Genomic DNA, 20,631 nt, shown 5'->3' with positions numbered 1-20,631 from the left:
GGGGCGCGCAGCCGTCAGGATCGTCGTCGATGCGCCTGACACTGCACGCCCGCGGACCGCAGCCCGCCGACGAGGTCTGGGAGCGCTACTCCGTGCCCGCCCGCTGGCCGGAGTGGGCGCCCTACATCCTCGGTGTCGACACCGCGGCGGACCGGATACGCCCCGGGGTGACCGGGCAGGTCCGCGGCCCGCTCGGCGTCACGGTGTCGTTCGCGGTCACCGAGGTCGACGAGCGCGCCCGCACCTGGGCCTGGGACGTCGCCCTCGGCGGCAGTGCCTCCCCGCTGAACCGGGTGCGGCTGAGCCTGGACCACGGCGTGCGGCCGTCCGGGGCCGGTACCCGGACCTGGCTGACCGTGTACGGCCCGCCCGCCGTGGTCCTGCCCTACCTGGTGCCGGCGCGGCTGTCGCTGGAGATGCTGGTCCGCCGCCCCGCCCGGGCGAGGTGATCGCACGCCAGCGTCGCGAACGCGCCGGGCACCTCGATCTGGGGCATGTGTCCCACCCGGCCGAACACGTGCGTCGTGACCTGCGGGAGCCGGCCCGCCGCGCGCAGCTGGGCCGCGGGCAGGATCAGGTCCCGCTCACCCCACACGACCAGGGTCGGCTTCGGGGCGCGGGCGAACGCGTCGAGCAGCGCGCGCCGCCAGCCCGGCCGGACCCCGCGGACGGTGCCCAGCTCGGCCGCGACCTCGGCGAAGGTCCGGGCGAACTCCGGCCGCCGCGCGATCTCCACGGCGCGGGCGACCCGCTCGTCGGTGACCAGGGAGCCGTCGACGAACAGGGACCGCTCCGAGCGTCGCGCCGCTCTGGCGTCCAGGTGGCCGAGCAGGAACCGGCCCAGCAGCGGCACCCCGATGACCCGCAGCGCCGGGGTCACCTCGGCACCGAACCCGGCGGGGTCGGCCAGCACCAGGGAGACGACCCGCTCGGGGTGCCGGGTGGAGATCAGCAGCGCGACGGCGCCGCCGAGCGAGTTGCCCATGACGTGCGCCGGGCGGGACTCGCCGAGCGCGTCGAGGGTGGCGAGCGCGGTGTCGGCGAGCTTCTCCAGCGTCGCCGGGCCGGGCACCCGGTCGGAGTGGCCGAACCCGGCCAGGTCGAGCGCGACCACCCGGTACCGGGACAGGAACTCGTGCTGCGGGTCCCAGTCCTCCAGGCTGCGGCCGATCCCGTGCAGCAGCAGGACCGGCTCACCGGCGGGGTCGCCGGTCTCGCGGACCCGGATCCGGGTGCCGCCGACGTCGACGAAGCGGGTCTGCGGGAGGGTCATCGCGTGCGCGCCGCCTTCGCGTTCCCGGAGGCGCCCACCAGCTTCGCGAAGATCCGGATGCTGTTCGCCGGGGCGAGCCGGGCCAGCAGGTCCGGGACCTTCGCGCTGATCCCGATGAGCAGCCGCGGGCGGCGCTTCGCGATCGCGTCGACGATCAGCTCGGCGGCCTTCTCCGCGGGGAAGGTCAGCAGCTTCTCGAAGTCCTTCTTGCCGCGCTCGGCCTCCTCGGCCGGGATGTTGACCCCGACCCGGGCGCCGGCGGCGATCCCGGTCCTGATGCCGCCCGGGTGCACCGTGGTGACGGTGGTGCCGACCTGGGCGAGCTCGGCGCGCAGCGCCTCGGAGAAGCCGCGGATCGCGAACTTCGACGACGAGTACGCCGACTGCCCGGGCGGGGCGATCAGCCCGAACAGGCTGGACACGTTGACCACGTGCGCGCCGGGCCGTGCGGTCAGTGCGGGCAGCAGGGCGTGGGTCAGCCGCACCGGCGCGCGGAAGTTGACGTCCATGACCCAGTCGAACTCGTCGAGGGTCAGCCGGGCGAAGTCCCCGCCGAGCGCGACGCCGGCGTTGTTGACCAGCAGCCTGATCTCCGGGTGACCGGCGAGGATCCGGCTCGACAGCGCGTCGACGGCGTCGCGGTCGGCCAGGTCGACGGTCTCGGTGGTCACCGACAGGCCGGGATGCTTCGCGCGGATCGCCGACGCGACGGTGCCGAGCCGGTCGCCGTCGCGGTCGACGAGCACGAGGTCGCTGCCGCGCTCGGCGAGCAGTCGGGCCACGTGCTCGCCCATGCCACCGGCGGCACCGGTGACGACGGCGGTGCCCTCGGCGAAGCGGAACGGTGAGCGGGCCATCAGGAGGCCACCTCCTGCTGTGCGGTCGCCGGGGTGGCGGCCCTGTCCGCGGCGATGCCGGACGCGGTCGGGGTGGGGACGCGGGCGTCGCGGGCCCCCAGCGCCGAGGCGGGGGTGAGGATCATGTCCCGCTTGAGGTCGGCGCGGCCGAGCCCGACGGCGTCGAGGAAGAAGTTCTGGTGCAGCCGCCACGGGTCCTTGCGGCCCTGGCGCGGGAACAGGTGCTCCGAGCGCTTCACGTAGTTCGACTCGATGTCGAGCAGCGGCCGGTCCGGGGACGCGGTCGGCGCCGGCGTGGCGACGGCGATCCGCTCGCGGTCCATCAGCGCGAGCAGCTTGGGCACGTAGCGGGCGACGAGGTCGGCGCGCAGCGTCCAGGACGCGTTGATGTAGCCGATGCAGAACGCCAGGTTCGGCAGGCCCGACAGCATCAGACCGCGGTAGGTGACGGTCTTGCCGATGTCGACCTGCTCGCCGTCGACGTGGATCGTGATGCCGCCCAGCGGGCTCAGCGACAGGCCGGTCGCCGAGACGATCACGTCGGCCTCCAGCTCCTCGCCCGACCGGAGCCGGATGCCCTTCTCGGTGATCCGCTCGATGTGGTCGGTGACGACCGAGGCCTCACCCCGGTTGATCGACTTGTAGAAGTCGCCCTCCGGGATGACGCACAGGCGCTGGTCCCACGGGTCGTAGCTCGGGGTGAAGTGCTGGTCCACGTAGGACTCGTCCTTCAGGAACTTCAGGGCGAGGCCGCGCAGCACCTTCTTCACACGCTCCGGGCGGCGCCGCGCGAGCTGGTAGAACGCCTGGGTCAGCGTCACGTACTGCAGGCGCAGGATCGCGTGCGCGACCTTCGCGGGCAGGAAGCGGCGCAGCTGGTCGGCGACCGGGTCCTTGCTGGGCAGCACCGTCAGGTACGACGGCGAGCGCTGCAGCATCGTGACGTGCCCGGCCTTCGCGGCCAGCGAGGGGATCAGCGTGACGGCGGTGGCGCCGGACCCGATGACGACGACCTTCTTGCCGGTGTAGTCGAGGTCCTCCGGCCAGAACTGCGGGTGCACCCAGGTGCCGGCGAAGTCCTCCCGGCCCGGGAACTCCGGCTGGAAGCCCTTGTCGTAGTCGTAGTAGCCCGAGCACATGAACAGGAACGAGCAGGTGTAGCGCTTCGGGCCCTGCGCGGTGGTGGTGTCCACCGTCCAGCGCGCGGTGGCCGAGTCCCAGGACGCACCGACGACCTTCGTGCCGAAGCGGATCCGCTCGGTCACGCCGTACTCGCGGGCGGTCTCGGTGATGTAGCGGCGGATGTCGGCGCCGTCGGCGATCGACTTCGGCTCGCGCCACGGCCGGAACGGGTAGGCCAGGGTGAACATGTCCGAGTCCGAGCGGATGCCCGGGTAGCGGAACAGGTCCCAGGTGCCGCCGATGTTCTCGCGGCCCTCGAGGATCGCGTAGTCCTTGCCGGGCAGCTCCTGGTGCAGCCGGGCCGCGGCGCCGATGCCGGAGAGCCCGGCTCCGACGATGATCACGTCGCGGTGCTCGACGGCGGTGCTGTCCGGAGCGGGCGTCGTGTCGGCCTGCGTCATGTGGTCCTCCTCATCGGGCGCGTCCGCGCTGACTACCTCTTCGACCGAGATCCAGTCTGCCCCAAACCTACCCGGAGTAACTTGACCCGGCGCGACAACAACTTACCCTCGTACGACATGGGCACCGGATCACTCACCCGGGCGAGGGCGTTGCGGGGGCTCGTCGCGCTGGTCGGCGAGCTGGGCGGCGACGGAGCGGAGCTGTTCGCGCGGTTCCGCATCCCGATCGACGCCGTCGAGGGGGCCGACCCGGACGCGCTGGTCCCGACCCGGTCGGTGGCCCGGGTGCTGGAGACCGCGGCCGCCGAGCTCGGGTGCGGCGACCTGGGCCTGCGCCTCGCGCAGCGGCAGGGCCCGGAGATCCTCGGGCCGCTCGCCGTCGCCGTCCAGAACTCGGCGACCCTCGGCGACGCGCTCGACTGCGCCTCGCGCTACCTCTACGTGCACAGCCCGGCACTGACGATCGGCGCCGTCGCCGACCCGGAGGGCGTCGCCGGGGTGACCGGGCTGGAGTACGGCAGCACCGACCCGCTCCCGCCGCAGGTCGCCGACCTGGGGGTGGGGGTGCTGCACCGGATCGTCGGGCTGCTGTCGGGCGGGCCCTACGGGCTGCGGTCGGTGCACCTGCCGCACACCGCTCCCGCCGACGCCGACCGCTTCCGGGAGTTCTTCGGCGCCGAGGTCCGCTTCGACCGGCCCGCCGCCGTGCTGCGGGTGCCCGCCGACCTCGTGCGACGCCCGCTGGCCGGCGGCGACGAGACCGTGCGCGCCATCGCCATCGAGTACCTGGAGACCCACTTCGACCGGCCCGGGCGCACCGTCACCGACCGGGTGCGCGCCGCCGTCGACCGGTCGCTGGCGTCGGGCCCGGTGCGGATCGGCTCCGTCGCCCGGCTGCTGCGGGTCCACCCCCGCACGCTGCAGCGTCACCTCGCGGTGGAGGGGACGACGTTCGAGCAGGTCGTCGACGACGCCCGCCGGGACACCGCCGAGCGCCTGATCCTGCGGACCGACCTGCCGTTCACCCAGGTCGCGGCGATGATCGGGCTGGCGGAGCAGTCGGCGCTGTCCCGTGCGTCGAGGCGCTGGTTCGGGACGCCTCCGCGAGAGCTGCGCAAGGCCGGGCCGGCCGGGCTGCCGGTGGGCTGACGACTCCGCGGGCCCTGCCGCGTCCACCGGTCCGGCCGTGCCCCACCCGCTCCCGCGCCCGGACCGCCAACCACATCCAGAATGACTCTTACCTACATCCGAAATATCGGATACCGTCGAGCCATGCCCATCCCGTCCCGTGCCGCCGGAACCGACCGCATGCTGTTGCGCGACCAGGCGTTCCGGACGCTGCGTGCGGCGATCGTCGACGGCACGCTCGAACCGGGGGAGCGCCTCAACGACGCCGAGCTGTGCGAGTGGCTCGGCGTCTCCCGCACCCCCGTGCGCGAGGCGATCGCCCGGCTCGAGCAGATCGGGCTGGTCAGCGTCCGCCCCGGCAGCTCGACCACGGTGAGTGCGCTCGACGTGCGCGCCACCGTCGAGGCGCAGGCGGTGGCGGCCGCGATGCACGAGCTCGCCGCCCGCGAGGCGGTGCCCGTGCTGACCCCGGCCGACCTCGACGCGATGGTCGCGGCCAACGACGCCTTCGCCGCGGCACTGGCCGCCGGTGAGGTCGACGCGGCGATCGCCGCCGACGACGCGTTCCACGGCGTGCTGGTCGTCCGGTGCGGCAACCGGCGGGTGACCAGCGTGCTCGACGACGTCACGCCGCTGCTGCGGCGGATGGAGCGGTCGCGGTTCGCGTCGCTGACCGGCCGATCCTCGGTCGCCCAGCACGCCGCGATCGTCGAGCTCGCCCGCGCGGGGGACGCCGACGGCGCCGCCCACGCGAACCGCGACAACTGGCTGACGCTGCGTCCCTGAGCGGACGCGGCACCCGGAGCCCACCCACCCCGACCAGGTCAGGAGACCGACGTGTCACTGGACGACTTCGCACGCCACCCGCTGCTGTTCGGCCCGAGCCCGGTCCACCCGCTGGACCGGATGACCGCCCACCTCGGCGGGGCCTCGATCTGGGCCAAGCGCGAGGACTGCAACTCCGGGCTGGCCTACGGCGGCAACAAGACCCGCAAGCTCGAGTACATCGTCCCCGACGCGCTCGCCGCCGGGGCGGACACGCTCGTCTCGATCGGCGGCTACCAGTCCAACCACACCCGCCAGGTCGCCGCCGTCGCGGCGAAGCTCGGGCTCAAGGCCCGGCTGGTGCAGGAGAAGTGGGTCGACTGGCCGGACGCGGTCAACGACAAGGTCGGCAACATCCTGCTGTCCCGGATCATGGGCGCCGACGTGCGGCTCGACCCGGCCGGGTTCGACATCGGCATCCGCGACTCCTGGGAGCGGGCCATGGAGGAGGTCCGGGCCGCGGGTGGCACGCCCTACGGCATCCCGGCCGGCGCCTCCGAGCACCCGCTGGGCGGGCTGGGCTTCGCCAACTGGGCCCGGGAGGTCGCACAGCAGGAGGCCGAGCTGGGCGTCTTCTTCGACACGATCGTCGTCTGCTCGGTCACCGGGTCCACCCACGCGGGGATGATCGCCGGGTTCGCCGAGCAGGACCGGCCGCGCCGGGTGATCGGCATCGACGCCTCCGCGACCATCGAGAAGACCCGTGACCAGGTCGGGCGGATCGCGCGCAGCACCGCGAAGCTCATCGGGCTGGACCGCGAGCTGCGCGCCGACGAGATCTCGGTGCTGGAGGGCTGGGCCGGCGACCTCTACGGCATCCCCGTGCAGTCCACGATCGACGCGATCCGGCTCACCGGCGAGCTCGAAGGCATGATCATCGACCCGGTCTACGAGGGGAAGTCGATGGCCGGGCTGATCGACCTGGTCACCTCCGGCGAGATCGGGCCGAACTCGACCGTGCTCTACGCCCACCTCGGCGGGCAGCCGGCGCTCAACGCCTACGCGGGCGCGTTCTGAGCGCCGCCGGGACCGGCCCGTGAGCACCGTGGGCGGCGAGACGCAGCGGGCGGCCCGGCGGACGCGCGACGGCCCGCCCGGCGCCGCTCCGCCCGGCGCCGACGGTCCTACCGGGCGCGCAGCGCGTAGCGGCGCTCGGCGTAGTCGAGGTCGTCGCGCCACAGCCGGGTGGCGGCCGCGGCCATCGCCGGGCGGATCGCCGGGGCGAGCTTCGAGGCGACGGAGAACCCGGGCCGGTCCGACCCGGCGACGACGGCCTCGATCACCGCGGTCCGGGGCCGCCCGTCGCGGTCGGTGCCGCGCGGGGTCGCGTGGGTCTCGACGACCGAGCCGACGCCCTCGCCCTCCACGATGCGCATCACGACCGTCCGCGGCTCCGGGCACACGAACTCCGCCCGCACCGGGACGCCGAGCCCCGGACCGACCTTGAAGGTGACGGTGACCAGGAAGCGGTCGTCGGACTCGTCGACGTCGGTGACGGCGGGCGCGGAGTCCACCGTCAGCTTCTGGAACGAGTACGGGTGGAACCAGGCGCCGTGCCACGGGTCGAGCCGGTTGGCGACGATGTCCTCGGGCTCGCACACCCCGACCAGGGTGGTCACGGCGTCGAGGACCGCGCCGGCCGGGCGGGCCGGGACGACCGGGGCGTCGGTCGGCTCCTCACCGCCGACGTCGTCGAGCCGCGCCCAGACGAGCACCCCGTCGTCGTGGACGGGGTGCACCGCCCAGCCGGGGCCGGACCGGGCGCCCAGGCGCAGCCCGTGCCAGCGGCACACCAGCTCGCCGCAGTCGACGGCCGCCAGCGCCATCGGCGCACCGAGGTGCGGGCAGGCGCCGGGACCCACGCGCACCGTCCCGTCCTCCTCCCGCCACGCGACGAGCTCGACCCCGCCGATGCACACGCCGAGCGGACGGTCGCCGCGGATCTCCCGGCTCGCGGCGACCACGAACCAGTTCCCCGACGGGCGCGCCTGCGCCCGCTCCAGTGCGGCCGAGATCAGCTTCGGGTCCGCGCCGGCGTAGGTCGGCTTCTGCGCCGCCCACTTCTGCGACGGCAGCGGCTGCAGCGGCCAGTGGGACGGCCAGTGCGCGGTGAGACGGGAGAGCAGGGTCATGACGTGGTGTCCTTCGACGGGTGTCAGGTGCGCATCGCGTACTCGGCGGCGCGCCGCAGCGGACCGAGGCGGCCGCTGGTGGGGACGGTCTCGAGGGGGTGGCCGGCCAGGCCCCAGCCGGCGAGCAGCCGGTTCGCCGCCTGCCAGCCGGTGCTCGCGGCGCGCTCCATGAGCGCGACCGGCAGGTCGATCCGGATGCCGTCGCCGGCCAGCACCAGGCCGTCCACGGGAGTGGCGACGGTGGGCCGCCGCGCGAAGTCGCCGACGCCGAACATCGGGCAGTCCGCCCGCCACTGCACGAGCTCGCCGACCACCCCGGCGCCGGCGGTCTCCGGGTAGAGCTCGTGCAGCCGGGCGACCGAGCGCCGGCGCAGGTCGGCGGTCCAGGTGTCGTCGTCGACGCCCGGGGGCGGAGCCGCGGAGTAGGCGTGCAGCTCCACGACGGACCCGCCGTGCCGGGCGGCCCAGCCCGCGGCGTCCCGCTCGTAGCGGTCCAGCACGGAGACGTTGTCGAGCGGGTCGAGCCCGCCGGTGCCGAGGAACGGCGGCCGGGTCGCGTCGACGGGCCGGTCGAGCCAGAGCCGTTGCACGAGGAACGGCGGGGCGCTGCCCAGCGCGGCGACGTCGTCGCGCCACCGGGCGAGCGCGTCCGGACCGTCGACGGCCGACGCGGGGTCGCCCAGGCCGGGGGAGGCGGCGACGATGTCGCGCAGCCCCCGCACGTCGGTGGCCAGCACGACCGCGTCCGCCTCGCTGCCGCCGCCGTCGCGATGATTCACGTGGAACCGTCCACTGCCGACACCGTCCACCGGGGACCGCTCCACCGAGGACACCGCGACCCCGGTCCGGAACGTGACACCGCGGGTGGTCAGGTAGTGGCGCAGCGGCTCCCACAGCGCGGTGTCGAAGCCGGCGTCGGGCACGTCGAACATCAGGCCCTCGGAGGAGCCGAGGAAGTAGATGTGGAACATCGTCGCGAGCTCGGCGGCCGACATCGTCGAGGGCGGCGCGAAGAAGCTGCGGGAGAACACCTCGAACGCCAGGTGCCGGGCCGCGGGCGGGAAGTTGATCGACTCGACGAAGCTCTGCGCGTCGAGGTGGTCGATCGCCTCGTAGATGCCGGGCACGCTGACCGCGGCCAGCGGCGCGGCGGCGCGGGCGTCGAGCCGCAGCAGGTCCGACGGGCGGAACGTAGGGCTGCGCAGCGCGAACAGCACGGCGTTCCACGGGGGCGTGCGCGGCAACCCGCGGAAGGTGTCCCGGCGCCCCTGGGCGTCGACGAGCGGGTAGTCCTCCAGCGGCACCAGCCGCTCCAGTCCGGGGTCGCCGCGGCGCAGCAGGGCGCGCAGGTTGTAGTACTGCCGGAAGAACGCGTGGAAGCCGCGGCTCATCGACACCGGCGTGCCGTCGGGCAGGGTCTCCGACCAGCCACCGACCCGGCCGCCGAGGTAGGGCTCGCGTTCCAGCACCTCGACGACGACGCCGCGCTCGGCCAGCCCGGTCGCCGCGGCCAGCCCGGCGATCCCGCCCCCGACGACGACCGCCCGCGGCCGCCGCCCCAGCTGCCCGGCGTCGCCGAGGCCACCGGCGGGCTCGTGGCGGACGCGGCGCGGGTCGGTCGGGCGGGCGGTCACGACCGCGTCCCGAGCACGGTGTGCACGACGCCGTTCTGCCAGCCGGTCATGGTCTCGGAGTGCACGGCGTCGAACCCGGCGGCGCGCACCCGGTCGCGCAGGCGGCCGATGCCGTCGAAGGTGTTCACGCTGCGCCACAGGTGCCGGTACAGCGCGGTCTCGCCGGTCGTCATCCGGCCGAGCGGCACGATGATCCCCCAGCAGACCGCGTGCCAGGACAGCCGGGCGCGGGGGGAGTCGGCGACCGAGTACTCGTGCAGTGCGAGCACCCCGCCCGGGCGCAGCAGGTCGTGGAAACGGCGCAGCTGGGCGTCCGGGTCGTCGAGGTTGCGCAGCAGGTAGGCGGCGAGGATCCCGTCGAACGGGCCCTCGACCCCGTTCTCGGCGAGGGCCTCGGCGGTCGAGTGCACGAACCGCACCGACGCCGGCCACGGCTTGGTGCGGGCGCGCTCGAGCATCCCGGCCGAGGCGTCGACGGCGACGATCTCGGCGCGCGGGGCGACACCGAGCAGCGCCGCGGTGGAGGCCCCGGTGCCGCAGCCCGCGTCGAGCAGACGCAGCCCGGCGCCGTCACGGGGGAGCCGCATCCGGGCCGCGGAGGCGCGCAGGTGGTCGTGGTAGCCGGGGTTCATCCCGACCAGGCGGTCGTAGTCGGCCGCGCCGTCGTCGAAGTGCGAGGGGACCTGCTCGCGGGGCAGGCCCGCACGGCCGACGGTTCCGGGGCGGGTGGGACGGGACGGGGAACGGTCGACCATGTCCGCGAGCCTAGGACCGCCGGCGTCGCACGGCGCGTCGGGTCGCATCGTGTTGCACCGCAGCCACTCGCGGGGGCCGACCCCGGTCAGGAGACCCGGTCGGCGCAGCGCACGGCCATCGCGCGCAGCACCGCGGCGACGTCGTCGCCGAGCACCCCGTCGGCGACCGCGCCGTCGACCAGCCGCAGTGCACCCTGGACCCGGGTGGCGATGAGCTCCTCGATGCGGCGGCGGGCCCCGGTCGACTCGATCGCCACCCGCGCCGCGGCGACGTCGACCGGGCCGTCGGCCTCGTCCGAGCCGTGCAGCAGCGCGTCGAGGGCGCCCCGGGTGGCCGGTCCGGCGACCTCGCGGGCCAGCACGACCAGGCTGGTGGCCTTGCGCTCGGCCAGGTCGTCGCCCGCGGACTTGCCGGTGGCGTCGGTACCGAACACGCCCAGCACGTCGTCGCGCATCTGGAAGGCCTCGCCGACCATCGTCCCGTAGTCGCCGAGCGCCGCGAGCAGCTCCGGCCCGGCCCCGGCCATCGCGGCGCCGAGCTCCAGCGGGCGCCGGACGGTGTAGTTGCCGGACTTGCGGCGCAGCACGTCCATCACCTCGTCGAGGGTGGGGACGCGGCGGGCCTCGTTGAGCAGGTCGGCGAACTGTCCGACGGCCAGCTCCGAGCGCATCTCGTCGTAGCGCGGCCAGCCGCGCTCGAGCACCGCACGCGGCAGCCCGCTCTCCCGCATCGCCTGCTCGGCCCACACCAGGCACAGGTCGCCCAGCAGCACCGCACCGGACTCGCCGAACCGGTCCGGGCAGCCGGACATGCCCTGGCCGCGGTGCCAGGAGGCGAGCTGGACGTGCACCGTCGGGCGGCCGCGGCGCATCTGCGAACGGTCCATGACGTCGTCCTGGAGCAGGGCGAAGGCGTGCAGCAGCTCCAGCCCGGACACGGCCGCCAGCGCGGCGGGGGAGTCCGGGGCGGCGGCCCGCCAGCCCAGGTAGCCGAACAGCGACCGCAGGTACTTGCCCCGGCCGACGAAGTCGCTCAGGACCCCGGCGACGAAGTCCGCGCCGCGCATCGAGTGCACGTGCTCGGCGCACCGGAGCCGCACGGTCTCGTCGACGTGGGCCCGGACCCGGCCGCGGATCTCCGCGACCCAGTCCGGGTGGGTGGGGACGTGCTCGAGCCGCCGGTCCTGCCCGGTCTCCACGAACATCGCGCGGCCTCCCGTCGGGTCGCCTGGGGTGGTGAGCGGCCGGACGTCGGCGTCCGGACCCGGTCGGGGGCCGAGGGCACAACCCGGGCCGGGTCCTGTCGAGGGTATGGGGGGTGTCGTGATCGCGCGCGCCGAATCGGACGGACCGCCCCGGTCGGGTTCGGACGGAGCGGCCACGTGGTTCGGGTGACCCACGTCACCGGCCGTCCGGGCCGTCAGCCGGTCCGGAGGAACGACCAGGCGGCCAGCCACACCGACCCGGCCACGAGTGCCATCGCCCCGGGCACGTGCACGATCAGGCCCGGGATGTCGCCGAACCACGCCTGGACGAAGGTGAACGCGAAGACCGCCGCGGCGAGGACCGACGGCCACCACGCGCCGGCGGTGACGACACGCAGCCACACCGCGGCCGCCGCGGCGAGCCCGGTGACGACGTGCAGCACGATCGCGCCGGTGCCGTGCGGACCGACGTCGCCGCCGGTGAACAGGCCGGCGGCGGTCACGAACTGCCAGGCCAGGACGACGACCGACGCGGTCGCGAGCACCCGCAGGGCCAGGACGGGGGTGGAGCGGATCACGTCGGGCGCGGCGTGGCGGTGTGGGGCGGACATCCTCGCAGTCTGCCGACAACCGGCCGCAGGTGCACGAACCGGTCGTTCAGGCCATCGCGGGCGCGAGCTCCCGCGCGCCGACGACGGCGGCCCAGGCCGGGAGGAAGTGCCGCACCGGGTCGAGCGCGGGGGAGCCGGTGACCGGGGTGAAGTGGTGGTCCACGAACGCGCGCAGCGCCGCGGAGTGGCCGAGCCGGTCCGGGACGAACGCGACGTCGTCGCGCCACCCGCACTCGCAGGCCGCGCGGTAGGCCACGGCCGGGGCGCGGCGTGCGTCGCTCCAGATACCCGTCGCGCGGCCGTCGGCGGTGTCCGCGCTGACGAACCCCTCGTGGTCGTCCGACCCGGGAATCTCCACCGGTCCGATGTAGAGCACGCGGTGATCATCCCCGGGAGCCGGTGGTGCGCAACCCGCGGCGGGACGGGTGGGCCCTCCGGTTCGTCCGGCGGTCGTCCGACGGCCCCGCGTGGCAGGCTGGACCGGTGGCGGACGACGAGCGGGGTGAGGCGGTGCTGGCCGCCGCGACCGACGCGGCCCGCCGCGAGTTCGGTGGCGAGCTGGTGGCGGCCTACACGCTCGGCAGCCTCGCGCACGGCGGGTTCGCCCCCGCCGTCAGCGACGTCGACCTGGCCCTGGTGCTGCGGGAGACCGGCGGCGGCACGGCCTCGCGGGTGCACGACGTCGTCGCCGCGGCCCGGGACGCGGCCGCGGGCACCGACGGGCTCGCCGAGCGGCTCTCGGTGTTCTGGGCCGACCCGGACACCGTGCGCCACGGGACCGGGCGCCGACCGGCCCGCCTGCCCGCCGTCGACCGGCTCGACCTGCTCGACTCCGGCGTGCTGCGCCACGGCACCGACGTCCGCGACGGGGCCGTCCCGCCCGGCCACGACGAGCTGGTCCGCGGCTCGGCCGGGTTCCTCGTCGAGCGGGTCGACGACGCCTGGCTCGCCGGGGTCGCCGACCCGGCCGCACTGCTGGCCCGCGGGCCGCGCGCGGTCACCAAGACGGTGCTGTTCCCGGTCCGGTTCCTGCACACCCTCACGACCGGGGAGATCGGCCGCAACGACGCCGCCGTCACCTCCTACGACGGCGCCCACCGCGACCTGGCCCGGGCCGCCCTGCGGTGGCGCGACGGGGCGCTCGGCGAGCGGGTGGCGGCCTGGACCCTGCTGACCGACCACCTGGCGGGCCTGTACCGGGAGTGCGTCGACGCCCATCTCGCGGCGCTGCCCGGTGACGACCCCGCCGTCACCGGGCTGCGGGCGCTGCGCGACGCCCTGGCGGTGCTCAGTGCTTCGCGGGCCTCCGTCCCACGAACGCCCCGATCCCGGTGACCGCGCGCCCCACGACCAGGGTGTTGATCTCCTTGGTGCCCTCGTAGGAGTAGAGGGCCTCCGCGTCGTTGAAGAACCGGCCGACCTTGTTCTCCAGCAGGATCCCGTTGCCGCCGAACACCTCCCGGGCCCGGGCGACCGCGTCGCGCAGCATCAGGGTGGCCTGTCGCTTGGCCAGGGCCGCCTGCTCGTCGCGGAAGGTGCCGTCGTCCTGCATCTGGGCGACCCTGACCGCCATGCCGAGCGAGGCGACGACGGCGCCCAGGATCGACACGAGGTGGTCCTGGACCAGCTGGAAGGACGCGATCGGCTGCCCGAACTGGACGCGCTCGACCGCGTAGTCGCGGGCCAGCTCGAAGACTCCCGCCATCGCGCCGACCGCGTTCCAGGCGACGCCGCCACGGGTCACCCGCAGTACCCGGTTCGTGTCGGCGAAGGTCTGTGCGCCGGGCAGCCGGTTCGCCTCCGGGACGCGCACGCCGTCGAAGGTGAGGTCGGCGTTCTGCACGGTGCGCAGCGCGAGCTTGCCCTCCATCTTGGTGGCGGTGAACCCGGGCGTGCCCTTCTCGACGACGAAGCCCTTGACCGAGTCGTCCGCCACGTCGCGGGCCCACACGATCACCAGGTCGGCGAAGGTCCCGTTGCCGATCCAGCGCTTGGCGCCGTCCAGCACCCACTCGTCGCCGTCGCGGCGGGCGGTGGTCTCCAGCCCGCCCGCGACGTCGGATCCGCCGTGCGGCTCGGACAGCGCGAACGCGCCGATCTTCTCCATCCGGCGCATGGCAGGGAGCCAGCGGTCCTTCTGCTCCTGCGACCCGCACAGGTCGATCGAGGTCAGCGCGAGCCCGGCGTGCACGCCGAAGAAGGTCGCCATCGACGGGTCGACGCGGGACAGCTCCATCGACACGAACGAGGTGAGCAGCCGCGAGTAGGCGGGCCGGTCCGGCCACTCCCGCGCCAGCCCGACGACGTCGAGCTCGGCGAACCCCGGGAGCAGATCGTGCGGGAACTCCGCGCGGTCCCAGCAGGCGTCGGCGATCGGGGCGATCTGCTCCTCGGCGAAGGAGCGGACCCGGGAGAGGATCTGCTGCTCCTCGGGGGCGAGCAGGTCGACGTAGCCGAAGAGGTCGGCGGGAAGCGGTGCGGTCATGACTCCTCCATCTCCGACCGGGCGGCGAGCACGGAGGTCTCGGCGCGGTCGCGTGCGGTGGTGAGGGCCTCGCGGCTGGGGCCGTAGGCGTCCTCGGTGGCGGTGCTGATCGCCTCGACGGTGTCCGGGTCGAGGGTGGGGTCCCCCAGGTCGGCCCATCGGCGCGCCATCCCCGGGCCGAGGTGCTCCAGCAGGTGGCGCAGGCCGCCATCGCCGCCGCCGAGGTGGAAGCTCAGGAACGGTCCGCCGGTCGCCCAGCGCGGACCGAGCGCCCCGGTGACCACGCGGTCGAGCTCGGCGGGGGAGACCACACCGTCACGGACGAGGGAGACGGCCTCGCGGAACAGCGCCGACTGCAGCCGGTTGCCGACGAAGCCGTACACCTCCTTGTGGATCTCGACCGGGTCCTTGCCGACCGAGCGCAGGAACTCCGCGGCCCGCGCGACGTTGTCGCGCGCGGTGCGCCTCCCGGCGACGAGCTCCACCAGCGGCAGGACGTGCGGCGGGTTGAACGGGTGCGCGACGAGCAACCGGGCGGCGGCGGCGTCGTCGAGCCGGGCGGCGACGTCGGTGGGCAGGATCCCCGAGGTGGAGCTGAGCAGCAGCGCACCGGCGGGGGCGTGCGCGGCCGCGGTCGCCCAGATGTCCTGCTTCACCTCCAGGCGCTCGGGTCCCTGCTCCTGGACGACGTCGGCACCGGCCACGGCGCGGGCGAGGTCCGGTTCGCAGGCGACCCGCTCGAGCAGGTCCGCCGACCCGAACCGGCGCACACCGGCGTCGACGACCTCGGCCAGGTCCGGCCGCGGGTCGGTGACGACGACGTCGTGTCCGGCCGCGGCCAGCAGCACGGTCCAGGAGACACCGATGGTGCCCGGCACCGATCTCGGTGATCCTCACGATTCCTCCAGGTAGTCGTGCACGGTGGTGATCGGCGCGAGCGTGAGGTCGGTCAACACGTGTGATGCGGAGACGATCTCGCGCACCGGCAGGTCCGCCAGCGGCGCGAGGACGTGGTCGAACAGCTGCAGCCGGGCCGGTCCGGTGAACGCCCGCTTCACGGTCAGGTCGGTGATCCGGGTGCGGACCAGCCGGGCGTCGACCGGTCCGGATCGGCCCGGCACGAGCTTGACCATGAAGGTCGGCACGCCGACCTGCGCGGCGGCCTCCGCCGGATCGAGCTCGGTGTGCTGGTAGGCCATGGTCGCGACGGCCACCGGCAGCGAGCCCTTGTGCAGGGTGCCGACGAGCGCACCGTCCTCGACGCCCAGTCGTGGTGTGCCGAACGCCTTCGGGTAGGCGCTCTGCTCGCGCCCGGCGAAGGTCGCCGGTGCGTTGTCCAGCCACATGCCGTGCAGGTACTCACCGTCCTCGCCGTCGAAGGAGCACGCCAGCGCCTGCCCGGACTCGGTGTAGGGGCCGAACCCGTCGACGTCGCCCATGTGCATGACCTCGAACCGGACTAGCGGCTCCCCGGCCACCAACGGCTCGGGCAGCGCGCGACGGAACGCGTCGGGATCGGTGCGGTAGACGACGTTCAGGTACTCGCGGTCGGTGAACCGGTGCGATCCCGGCGTGAACGCGGGCGCGGTCAGCGGGGTGGTCCCGGCGGCGAGGACGTCGGCGGCCCTCATCGGGCGAGCACCCCGTCGGCGACCAGCGCGGCGATCTCCTCGTCGGTGCGGCCCAGCTCGCGCAGCACGTCGGCGCCGTCGGCGCCCAGCGTGGGGGCCGGGGTGCGCATCCCGCCCGGGGTGGCGGTGAACCGGACCGGGAAGCCGATGGACCGGTAGCGGCCCTCGGTGGGGTGCTCGGCCTCGGTGAGCAGGCCGCCGTCGGTGACGTAGGGGTCGGTCTCGGCGTCGTCGACGGCGAGGACGGGCGCGAACGGGACCGAGTGCTGCGCGCACAGCTGCGCCCACTCGTCGGTGGTGCGCCGGGGGGCCAGCTCGGCGATCAGCGCGTACAGCTCGGGCTGGTGTGCGGCCATCGCGGGGGAGGTGGCGAACCGCTCGTCGGCGGCGAGGTCGTCGCGGCCGGCCGCGGTGAAGAAGTCGGCGATGTTGCGCGGGGTGTAGGGCAGGATGCAGGCCCAGCCGTCCTTCGTCGCGACGGCCTCGTGCCCGGCGGCCATCGACCGGTTGAACCCGGTCGGGCCCTCCGCGGGCACGAAGGTGTGCCCGGACAGGTGCTCCACCAGGTTGAACGCGAGGAGCGTGTCGGTCATCGGCACCTCGACCAGCTGCCCCTCGCCGGTGGCCCGCTGGTGGATCACCGCGGCCAGCGTGGAGTAGGCGATCGTCAGCGCACAGACCTTGTCGGCCAGGATCGTCGGCGCGTAGGAGGGGGTGCCGGTCGCCCGGCGCATCAGGTCCACCATCCCCGACGACGCCTGCACGATCTCGTCGTAGGCGGCGCGGTCGGCGAGCTCGGAGTCGCTGCGGAAGCCCTGCGCGCGGACCTGGACCAGGCGCGGGAAGCGCTCGGCGACCCGCCCGGGGTCGAGTCCGAGCCGGTCCAGCGCACCCGGGCGCATGTTCGTCACGAGGACGTCGGCGGTGTCGAGCAGGTCGTCGAGCACCGCGCGGCCGGCGTCGGTCTTGAGGTCGAGCGCCACCGAACGCTTGTTGCGGTTCACGTTCAGCGCGAGCGCGCCCATCCCGGGGTTGCGCTGCGGCAGGGTGCGGCGGGTCATGTCCCCGGCCGGCGGCTCGATCTTGATCACCTCCGCGCCCAGGTCGCCCAGGATCTGGCAGGCGTACGGGCCCATGACCACCGACGCCAGGTCGATCACCCGCAGCCCGTCCAGTGCGCCACCCATGTCGTGCTCCTTCCGCTCGCTCGCCGTCACGTTCTCCATGAGCATGGCTAACTTTCCTCGCTCCTGCGAGCTAGGCTTACCCATATGCGTAACCACCACCGGACCGTGGACCGGGTGGCCGGTCTGCTGGAGGCCGCCGCCCGCCGTCCCGGCGGCAGCTCCCTGTCGGCGCTGGCCCGCCGCGTCGGCGCCCCGGTGTCCTCGGTGCAGAAGCTCGTCGACGGTCTGGTCGCCACCGGCTACCTCGACGAGCGCGACCGTCGGTACACCCTGGGCCCCGCGCCCTGGATGCTCGCGGCGAGGGCGGGGGAACCACCCGTCCCGGCGATCCCGCACGAGGCGCTCGACCAGCTCGCCCGGCACACCGGGCTGCCGGTGCTGCTCGCCGCCCGGATCGGCGACGACGCCGTCTACCTCGACTGGGCGGGCGCCGACGAGGGATTCGACGTGGCGCTGTCGGCGCGGGTCCGCGCGCCGCTGCCCGACACCGCGGCCGGCCGGGTCCTGCTCGCCCACCTCGGCCAGGCCCAGCGCAAGCGGGTCGCGCTCGCCGCGCACGAGGGCGATCCCGGCGCCGCCGCCGCGCTCCTCGACACCTGCGCCCGGATCCGTGCCGACGGGTTCGAACGCGGCGCGAGCGGCGCCCTGCTGCCCGGGGCGGTCGCCGTCGCGGTCGCGCTGCGCCACGACGGCCGGGTCACCGGTGCGCTCTCGGCCGCCGACCGCGGGAACGGGCCGCTGCCCGCCGGCGTCGCCGAGGCCCTCGCCGACGCCGCGGGGGCCTGGTCGACCTGACCCGGCGCGACGTTTGCCGCCCGGTGTGCCGGGAAGGCGGCGGATGATGCGTACCGACTGGATCCGAACCCTGAACGACAGCGACGGTCCCTTCGCGACCGTCGTGCTCGACGCCACGCACGACACCGCCGACGCCACCGAGCAGTACCGCCTGCGCTGGCGCGAGCTGCGGGAGCGCCTGGCCGACGACGGTGCCGACGAGTCGGCACTCACCGTCCTCGACGAGGCCGTGACAGCCGCCGACGCCCCCGACGGCACGGCCGGGCGGGTCCTCGTCGCCGACGCCGCGCGGGTCCTGCTCGACCGGCACACCGAGTTCCCGCCCGAGCGCGGGACCGCGGCCTGGGGTGCGGTCCCGGACCTGCTGGGCGTGCTCGGCGCGGTGGGGGAGGACGTGGCGACGGTCGTCGTCGCGGTCGATCGGACCGGTGGCCGGGTCCGCGGTGTGGACGGCACGGTCTCCGAGGTGTCGACCGACTCGGGCGGCCCGGTCCACAAGGCGAGCACCGCGGGCCCCGGCGAGGGCACCGCGGACGCCCGGGTCGAGGAGACCTGGAAGCGCAACGCCCAGGCCGTCGCCGAGCAGGTCGAGAAGTCCGTCCGGGCCGGCAACGCGGGCCTGCTCGTCGTCGTCGGGGACGCGGAGTCCCGGTCCCGCCTGCGCGACGAGCTCCCGCCGGCCTCGGCCGGGATCATGGCCGAGATCGAGAACACCGGTGGCACGGTGCCCGAGCAGGTCGACGACACCGTCCGTGCCGCGGCCGACGAGGTCCGCGAGACCCGCCGCGGCGAGGCCCTCTCGAGCTTCGCGACCGCGTCCGGGCGCGGCGACGGGCTCGCTGTCACCGGGCTCGGCGAGGTCACCGGGGCCACCCGCGCGCACGCCGTCGAGACCCTGCTGGTCGACCCGGCCGCGGTGCCCGGCACCGACCTGGTCGCCGGCTCCGACCCGGCCGCGGTGGGGGAGAAGGCCGACGAGCTCGTCGGCGACACCCCGACGCTGTCCGGTCCGGCCGCGAACGTCCTGGTCCGCGCCGCCGCCGCGACCGGTGCGGCCGTCGTGCTGGTCCACCCCGGCGACGACGTCACGCTCACCGACGGCGTCGGCGCCGTCCTGCGCTTCCCGGTCGGCCCCGCCTCCTGACCGCGCCACCGTCGTGCCCCGTCCCCGGCCGGACCGGCCGGGACGGGGCATGATCGGGTCCATGAGCGACCAGCGGATCGAGACCTCGCGCATCGTCGACGCGAGCCCGTCCGAGATCTTCGCCGTGCTCCGTGACCCGCGCGGGCACGTGGCCGTCGACAGCTCCGGGATGCTGATGTCGGCCGAGGGCGGGCCGGTCTCGGCGGCCGGGGACACCTTCGTCGTGCACATGGACCGCGAGTCGCTCGGCGACCGCCCGATGGGCCGCTACGACGTCACCGTGCACATCGCGAGCTACGTGCCCGACCGCGAGATCTCCTGGACCGTCGTGGGTGTCATGCGCCCGCCGGTCGGCCACGTCTACGGCTACCGGCTGGAGCCGGTCGCCGAGGCCGACGGCGGCGGCACCCGGGTCGTCTCGTGGTGCGACTGGTCCGACATCCACCCGCAGTACCGCGACTCCGACCTGTTCCCGGTGATCTCCGCCGCGTCGCTCAAGGCGACCCTGGGCATCCTCGCCCGGACCGTGCAGACCTCCTAGGCAATACTGCGGCGGCCCCGCCGCAGCAGGGCACCGGAGCCGCACGCCCACAGGGCCCACACCACCAGCAGCGGCTGGAACAGCAACCGGGTCGCGCGGGCGCCGTCGCTGTCGAGGCCGAACGCGTCGGTGCCGGTGACGTACTGCGCCACGTTGCCGGGGAACACCAGCACGAACAGCGCCGCCGCGACCAGCCCCGCGTGCGGGCGCAGCCGGGCCGGTGCGAGGAGCACCGCGGCCCCGACCGCGATCTCGACGAGCCCGGACACGAGCACCACCGCGCCGGGCGCGGGCAGGAACGGTGGCACCTGGGCCAGGAACTCGGCCGGGACGAGCAGGTGGGCGACGCCCGCGGCGACCAGGAACGCGCCCAGCAGGAGCCGGGCGGTGGTGCGGACCGCGTGCACGGTGCCTCCGGACGTCATCGATTCTGGGTATCCGCGGCCCCCGGCCGAACCGGGGACGGGACGGGGTGCGGACACCCCGGGACCACCCTTCCACGGAGGCCCCGACATGACCGCTCCCGAGTCCGTCCCGCCACCCGGTGACTACGGCGACGGCCCGGTGTTCCTGCGCGTGCACCGCGTCCGTGCCGCCGGGCACTGGCCGGTACCCGGTTTCGACCGCGAGGTGAACGACCGCGTCCTGGCCGCCGACCCGGACCACGACTGGATCCGCGTCCCGCAGGGCAACAGCCGGTGCGGGCACGCCGACCGCGACCGGCTGGTCGCCGACCACGCGCTCCCCGATGACGCGGTCGAGGTGGTGCGGTTCCGTCCGCCACCCGGCCGCCGACGCTGACGGGCGGTCGCGGTACCGCCGTGGTACCGACCCGCCGTCACCCC

General features: G+C 74.8%; 23 protein-coding genes. 9 read left to right on the top strand and 14 right to left on the bottom strand.

All coding sequences use genetic code 11. The features are described from left to right. Window positions 1-29 precede the first annotated feature (29 nt). Window positions 30-449 (top strand): SRPBCC family protein, encoded by a 420-nt coding sequence (locus tag ND486_RS03350; RefSeq protein ID WP_251782769.1) that lies wholly within the window; start codon window positions 30-32, stop codon window positions 447-449. Here the strand turns inward: ND486_RS03350 and ND486_RS03345 are convergent. The 3 genes from ND486_RS03345 to ND486_RS03335 are packed head-to-tail and all read right to left on the bottom strand — an operon-like array spanning window position 386 to window position 3,713. Next, window positions 386-1,273 carry an alpha/beta fold hydrolase gene (locus tag ND486_RS03345; protein ID WP_251782768.1) on the bottom strand — a complete coding sequence of 296 codons (888 nt, stop codon included), beginning with the start codon at window positions 1,271-1,273 and terminating at the stop codon, window positions 386-388. The two genes, ND486_RS03350 and ND486_RS03345, sit on opposite strands and share 64 nt — an antisense overlap. Then, entirely contained in the window at window positions 1,270-2,130 is an 861-nt protein-coding gene (locus tag ND486_RS03340; protein ID WP_224402586.1) for an SDR family oxidoreductase, read from the bottom strand. The genes ND486_RS03345 and ND486_RS03340 overlap by 4 nt, the downstream gene beginning before the upstream one ends. After that, window positions 2,130-3,713, bottom strand: a complete 1,584-nt coding sequence (locus ND486_RS03335) for an NAD(P)/FAD-dependent oxidoreductase (protein ID WP_251782767.1) — start codon at window positions 3,711-3,713, stop codon at window positions 2,130-2,132. Before ND486_RS03335 ends, ND486_RS03340 begins: the two co-directional genes overlap by 1 nt. A gap of 117 nt (window positions 3,714-3,830) precedes the next feature. Here ND486_RS03335 and ND486_RS03330 point away from each other — a divergent pair, with 117 nt between their 5' ends. The 3 genes from ND486_RS03330 to ND486_RS03320 all read left to right on the top strand — a co-directional run bounded on the left by ND486_RS03330 (window position 3,831) and on the right by ND486_RS03320 (window position 6,683). Beyond that, complete coding sequence (locus ND486_RS03330) at window positions 3,831-4,862, top strand: AraC family transcriptional regulator (RefSeq protein ID WP_179759946.1); 1,032 nt, start codon at window positions 3,831-3,833, stop codon at window positions 4,860-4,862. A 123-nt stretch (window positions 4,863-4,985) separates the two neighbouring features. Further along, window positions 4,986-5,627, top strand: coding sequence for a GntR family transcriptional regulator (locus ND486_RS03325; protein WP_251782766.1), 642 nt, complete (start codon window positions 4,986-4,988; stop codon window positions 5,625-5,627). Between the two features lie 51 nt (window positions 5,628-5,678). Next, the gene (locus tag ND486_RS03320; protein WP_251782765.1) at window positions 5,679-6,683 is read left to right on the top strand and encodes a 1-aminocyclopropane-1-carboxylate deaminase; all 1,005 of its coding nucleotides are present in this window, start codon (window positions 5,679-5,681) and stop codon (window positions 6,681-6,683) included. Between the two features lie 107 nt (window positions 6,684-6,790). On the opposite strand, the gene ND486_RS03315 is transcribed toward ND486_RS03320, so the two are convergent. The 6 genes from ND486_RS03315 to ND486_RS03290 all read right to left on the bottom strand — a co-directional run bounded on the left by ND486_RS03315 (window position 6,791) and on the right by ND486_RS03290 (window position 12,379). After that, on the bottom strand, window positions 6,791-7,798 hold the full coding sequence (locus ND486_RS03315; protein WP_251782764.1) for a DUF5914 domain-containing protein: 1,008 nt from the start codon (window positions 7,796-7,798) through the stop codon (window positions 6,791-6,793). A gap of 23 nt (window positions 7,799-7,821) precedes the next feature. Beyond that, complete coding sequence (locus ND486_RS03310) at window positions 7,822-9,432, bottom strand: FAD-dependent oxidoreductase (protein ID WP_251782763.1); 1,611 nt, start codon at window positions 9,430-9,432, stop codon at window positions 7,822-7,824. After that, on the bottom strand, window positions 9,429-10,187 hold the full coding sequence (locus ND486_RS03305; RefSeq protein WP_224402583.1) for a class I SAM-dependent methyltransferase: 759 nt from the start codon (window positions 10,185-10,187) through the stop codon (window positions 9,429-9,431). The genes ND486_RS03310 and ND486_RS03305 overlap by 4 nt, the downstream gene beginning before the upstream one ends. A gap of 86 nt (window positions 10,188-10,273) precedes the next feature. Beyond that, window positions 10,274-11,392 carry a polyprenyl synthetase family protein gene (locus ND486_RS03300; RefSeq protein ID WP_251782762.1) on the bottom strand — a complete coding sequence of 373 codons (1,119 nt, stop codon included), beginning with the start codon at window positions 11,390-11,392 and terminating at the stop codon, window positions 10,274-10,276. Between the two features lie 215 nt (window positions 11,393-11,607). Then, entirely contained in the window at window positions 11,608-12,003 is a 396-nt protein-coding gene (locus ND486_RS03295; protein WP_251782761.1) for a hypothetical protein, read from the bottom strand. Between the two features lie 46 nt (window positions 12,004-12,049). Further along, window positions 12,050-12,379 (bottom strand): hypothetical protein, encoded by a 330-nt coding sequence (locus ND486_RS03290; protein WP_251782760.1) that lies wholly within the window; start codon window positions 12,377-12,379, stop codon window positions 12,050-12,052. 107 nt (window positions 12,380-12,486) lie between these two features. Between ND486_RS03290 and ND486_RS03285 the strand changes: the two genes are divergently transcribed. After that, entirely contained in the window at window positions 12,487-13,338 is an 852-nt protein-coding gene (locus ND486_RS03285) for a hypothetical protein (protein WP_251782759.1), read from the top strand. Here the strand turns inward: ND486_RS03285 and ND486_RS03280 are convergent. The 4 genes from ND486_RS03280 to ND486_RS03265 are packed head-to-tail and all read right to left on the bottom strand — an operon-like array spanning window position 13,292 to window position 17,306. Next, on the bottom strand, window positions 13,292-14,488 hold the full coding sequence (locus ND486_RS03280; RefSeq protein ID WP_251782758.1) for an acyl-CoA dehydrogenase family protein: 1,197 nt from the start codon (window positions 14,486-14,488) through the stop codon (window positions 13,292-13,294). The two genes, ND486_RS03285 and ND486_RS03280, sit on opposite strands and share 47 nt — an antisense overlap. Then, window positions 14,485-15,366, bottom strand: a complete 882-nt coding sequence (locus tag ND486_RS03275; RefSeq protein WP_251782757.1) for a 3-hydroxyacyl-CoA dehydrogenase NAD-binding domain-containing protein — start codon at window positions 15,364-15,366, stop codon at window positions 14,485-14,487. The genes ND486_RS03280 and ND486_RS03275 overlap by 4 nt, the downstream gene beginning before the upstream one ends. 15 nt (window positions 15,367-15,381) lie before the next feature. After that, window positions 15,382-16,119 carry an acetoacetate decarboxylase gene (locus ND486_RS03270; protein WP_208825417.1) on the bottom strand — a complete coding sequence of 246 codons (738 nt, stop codon included), beginning with the start codon at window positions 16,117-16,119 and terminating at the stop codon, window positions 15,382-15,384. Continuing rightward, on the bottom strand, window positions 16,116-17,306 hold the full coding sequence (locus tag ND486_RS03265; protein ID WP_251783004.1) for a CaiB/BaiF CoA-transferase family protein: 1,191 nt from the start codon (window positions 17,304-17,306) through the stop codon (window positions 16,116-16,118). The genes ND486_RS03270 and ND486_RS03265 overlap by 4 nt, the downstream gene beginning before the upstream one ends. Window positions 17,307-17,390: 84 nt before the next feature. Between ND486_RS03265 and ND486_RS03260 the strand changes: the two genes are divergently transcribed. The 3 genes from ND486_RS03260 (at window position 17,391) to ND486_RS03250 (ending at window position 19,786) form a co-directional block, all read left to right on the top strand. Beyond that, window positions 17,391-18,101 carry an IclR family transcriptional regulator gene (locus ND486_RS03260; protein ID WP_208825419.1) on the top strand — a complete coding sequence of 237 codons (711 nt, stop codon included), beginning with the start codon at window positions 17,391-17,393 and terminating at the stop codon, window positions 18,099-18,101. 46 nt (window positions 18,102-18,147) lie between these two features. Next, complete coding sequence (locus ND486_RS03255; protein WP_251782756.1) at window positions 18,148-19,245, top strand: hypothetical protein; 1,098 nt, start codon at window positions 18,148-18,150, stop codon at window positions 19,243-19,245. 61 nt (window positions 19,246-19,306) lie between these two features. Beyond that, window positions 19,307-19,786: an SRPBCC family protein gene (locus ND486_RS03250; RefSeq protein ID WP_251782755.1), complete on the top strand. Its 480-nt coding sequence runs from the start codon at window positions 19,307-19,309 to the stop codon at window positions 19,784-19,786. Here ND486_RS03250 and ND486_RS03245 read toward each other — a convergent pair. Continuing rightward, window positions 19,783-20,211 (bottom strand): hypothetical protein, encoded by a 429-nt coding sequence (locus tag ND486_RS03245; protein WP_251782754.1) that lies wholly within the window; start codon window positions 20,209-20,211, stop codon window positions 19,783-19,785. The two genes, ND486_RS03250 and ND486_RS03245, sit on opposite strands and share 4 nt — an antisense overlap. A gap of 88 nt (window positions 20,212-20,299) precedes the next feature. On the opposite strand from ND486_RS03245, the gene ND486_RS03240 reads away from it, so the two are divergent. Continuing rightward, window positions 20,300-20,587, top strand: coding sequence for a hypothetical protein (locus ND486_RS03240; RefSeq protein WP_251782753.1), 288 nt, complete (start codon window positions 20,300-20,302; stop codon window positions 20,585-20,587). Window positions 20,588-20,631 lie beyond the last annotated feature (44 nt).

It is taken from the genome of Pseudonocardia sp. DR1-2 (genome assembly GCF_023717215.1).
In the GTDB taxonomy this organism is placed as follows: Bacteria; Actinomycetota; Actinomycetes; order Mycobacteriales; family Pseudonocardiaceae; genus Pseudonocardia; species Pseudonocardia alni.
The sequence above is the reverse complement of the archived record's forward strand: the minus strand, read 5'-3'. Positions and strand labels throughout refer to the sequence as shown.

Bases quoted from the DNA above. Each gene is read 5' to 3' on its own strand.
- ND486_RS03350 (WP_251782769.1), top strand. From the start codon at position 30: ATGCGCCTGACACTGCACGCCCGCGGACCGCAGCCCGCCGACGAGGTC.
- ND486_RS03345 (WP_251782768.1), bottom strand. From the start codon at position 1,273: ATGACCCTCCCGCAGACCCGCTTCGTCGACGTCGGCGGCACCCGGATC.
- ND486_RS03340 (WP_224402586.1), bottom strand. From the start codon at position 2,130: ATGGCCCGCTCACCGTTCCGCTTCGCCGAGGGCACCGCCGTCGTCACC.
- ND486_RS03335 (WP_251782767.1), bottom strand. From the start codon at position 3,713: ATGACGCAGGCCGACACGACGCCCGCTCCGGACAGCACCGCCGTCGAG.
- ND486_RS03330 (WP_179759946.1), top strand. From the start codon at position 3,831: ATGGGCACCGGATCACTCACCCGGGCGAGGGCGTTGCGGGGGCTCGTC.
- ND486_RS03325 (WP_251782766.1), top strand. From the start codon at position 4,986: ATGCCCATCCCGTCCCGTGCCGCCGGAACCGACCGCATGCTGTTGCGC.
- ND486_RS03315 (WP_251782764.1), bottom strand. From the start codon at position 7,798: ATGACCCTGCTCTCCCGTCTCACCGCGCACTGGCCGTCCCACTGGCCG.
- ND486_RS03305 (WP_224402583.1), bottom strand. From the start codon at position 10,187: ATGGTCGACCGTTCCCCGTCCCGTCCCACCCGCCCCGGAACCGTCGGC.
- ND486_RS03300 (WP_251782762.1), bottom strand. From the start codon at position 11,392: ATGTTCGTGGAGACCGGGCAGGACCGGCGGCTCGAGCACGTCCCCACC.
- ND486_RS03295 (WP_251782761.1), bottom strand. From the start codon at position 12,003: ATGTCCGCCCCACACCGCCACGCCGCGCCCGACGTGATCCGCTCCACC.
- ND486_RS03280 (WP_251782758.1), bottom strand. From the start codon at position 14,488: ATGACCGCACCGCTTCCCGCCGACCTCTTCGGCTACGTCGACCTGCTC.
- ND486_RS03270 (WP_208825417.1), bottom strand. From the start codon at position 16,119: ATGAGGGCCGCCGACGTCCTCGCCGCCGGGACCACCCCGCTGACCGCG.
- ND486_RS03265 (WP_251783004.1), bottom strand. From the start codon at position 17,306: ATGGGTGGCGCACTGGACGGGCTGCGGGTGATCGACCTGGCGTCGGTG.
- ND486_RS03260 (WP_208825419.1), top strand. From the start codon at position 17,391: ATGCGTAACCACCACCGGACCGTGGACCGGGTGGCCGGTCTGCTGGAG.
- ND486_RS03255 (WP_251782756.1), top strand. From the start codon at position 18,148: ATGCGTACCGACTGGATCCGAACCCTGAACGACAGCGACGGTCCCTTC.
- ND486_RS03250 (WP_251782755.1), top strand. From the start codon at position 19,307: ATGAGCGACCAGCGGATCGAGACCTCGCGCATCGTCGACGCGAGCCCG.
- ND486_RS03245 (WP_251782754.1), bottom strand. From the start codon at position 20,211: ATGACGTCCGGAGGCACCGTGCACGCGGTCCGCACCACCGCCCGGCTC.
- ND486_RS03240 (WP_251782753.1), top strand. From the start codon at position 20,300: ATGACCGCTCCCGAGTCCGTCCCGCCACCCGGTGACTACGGCGACGGC.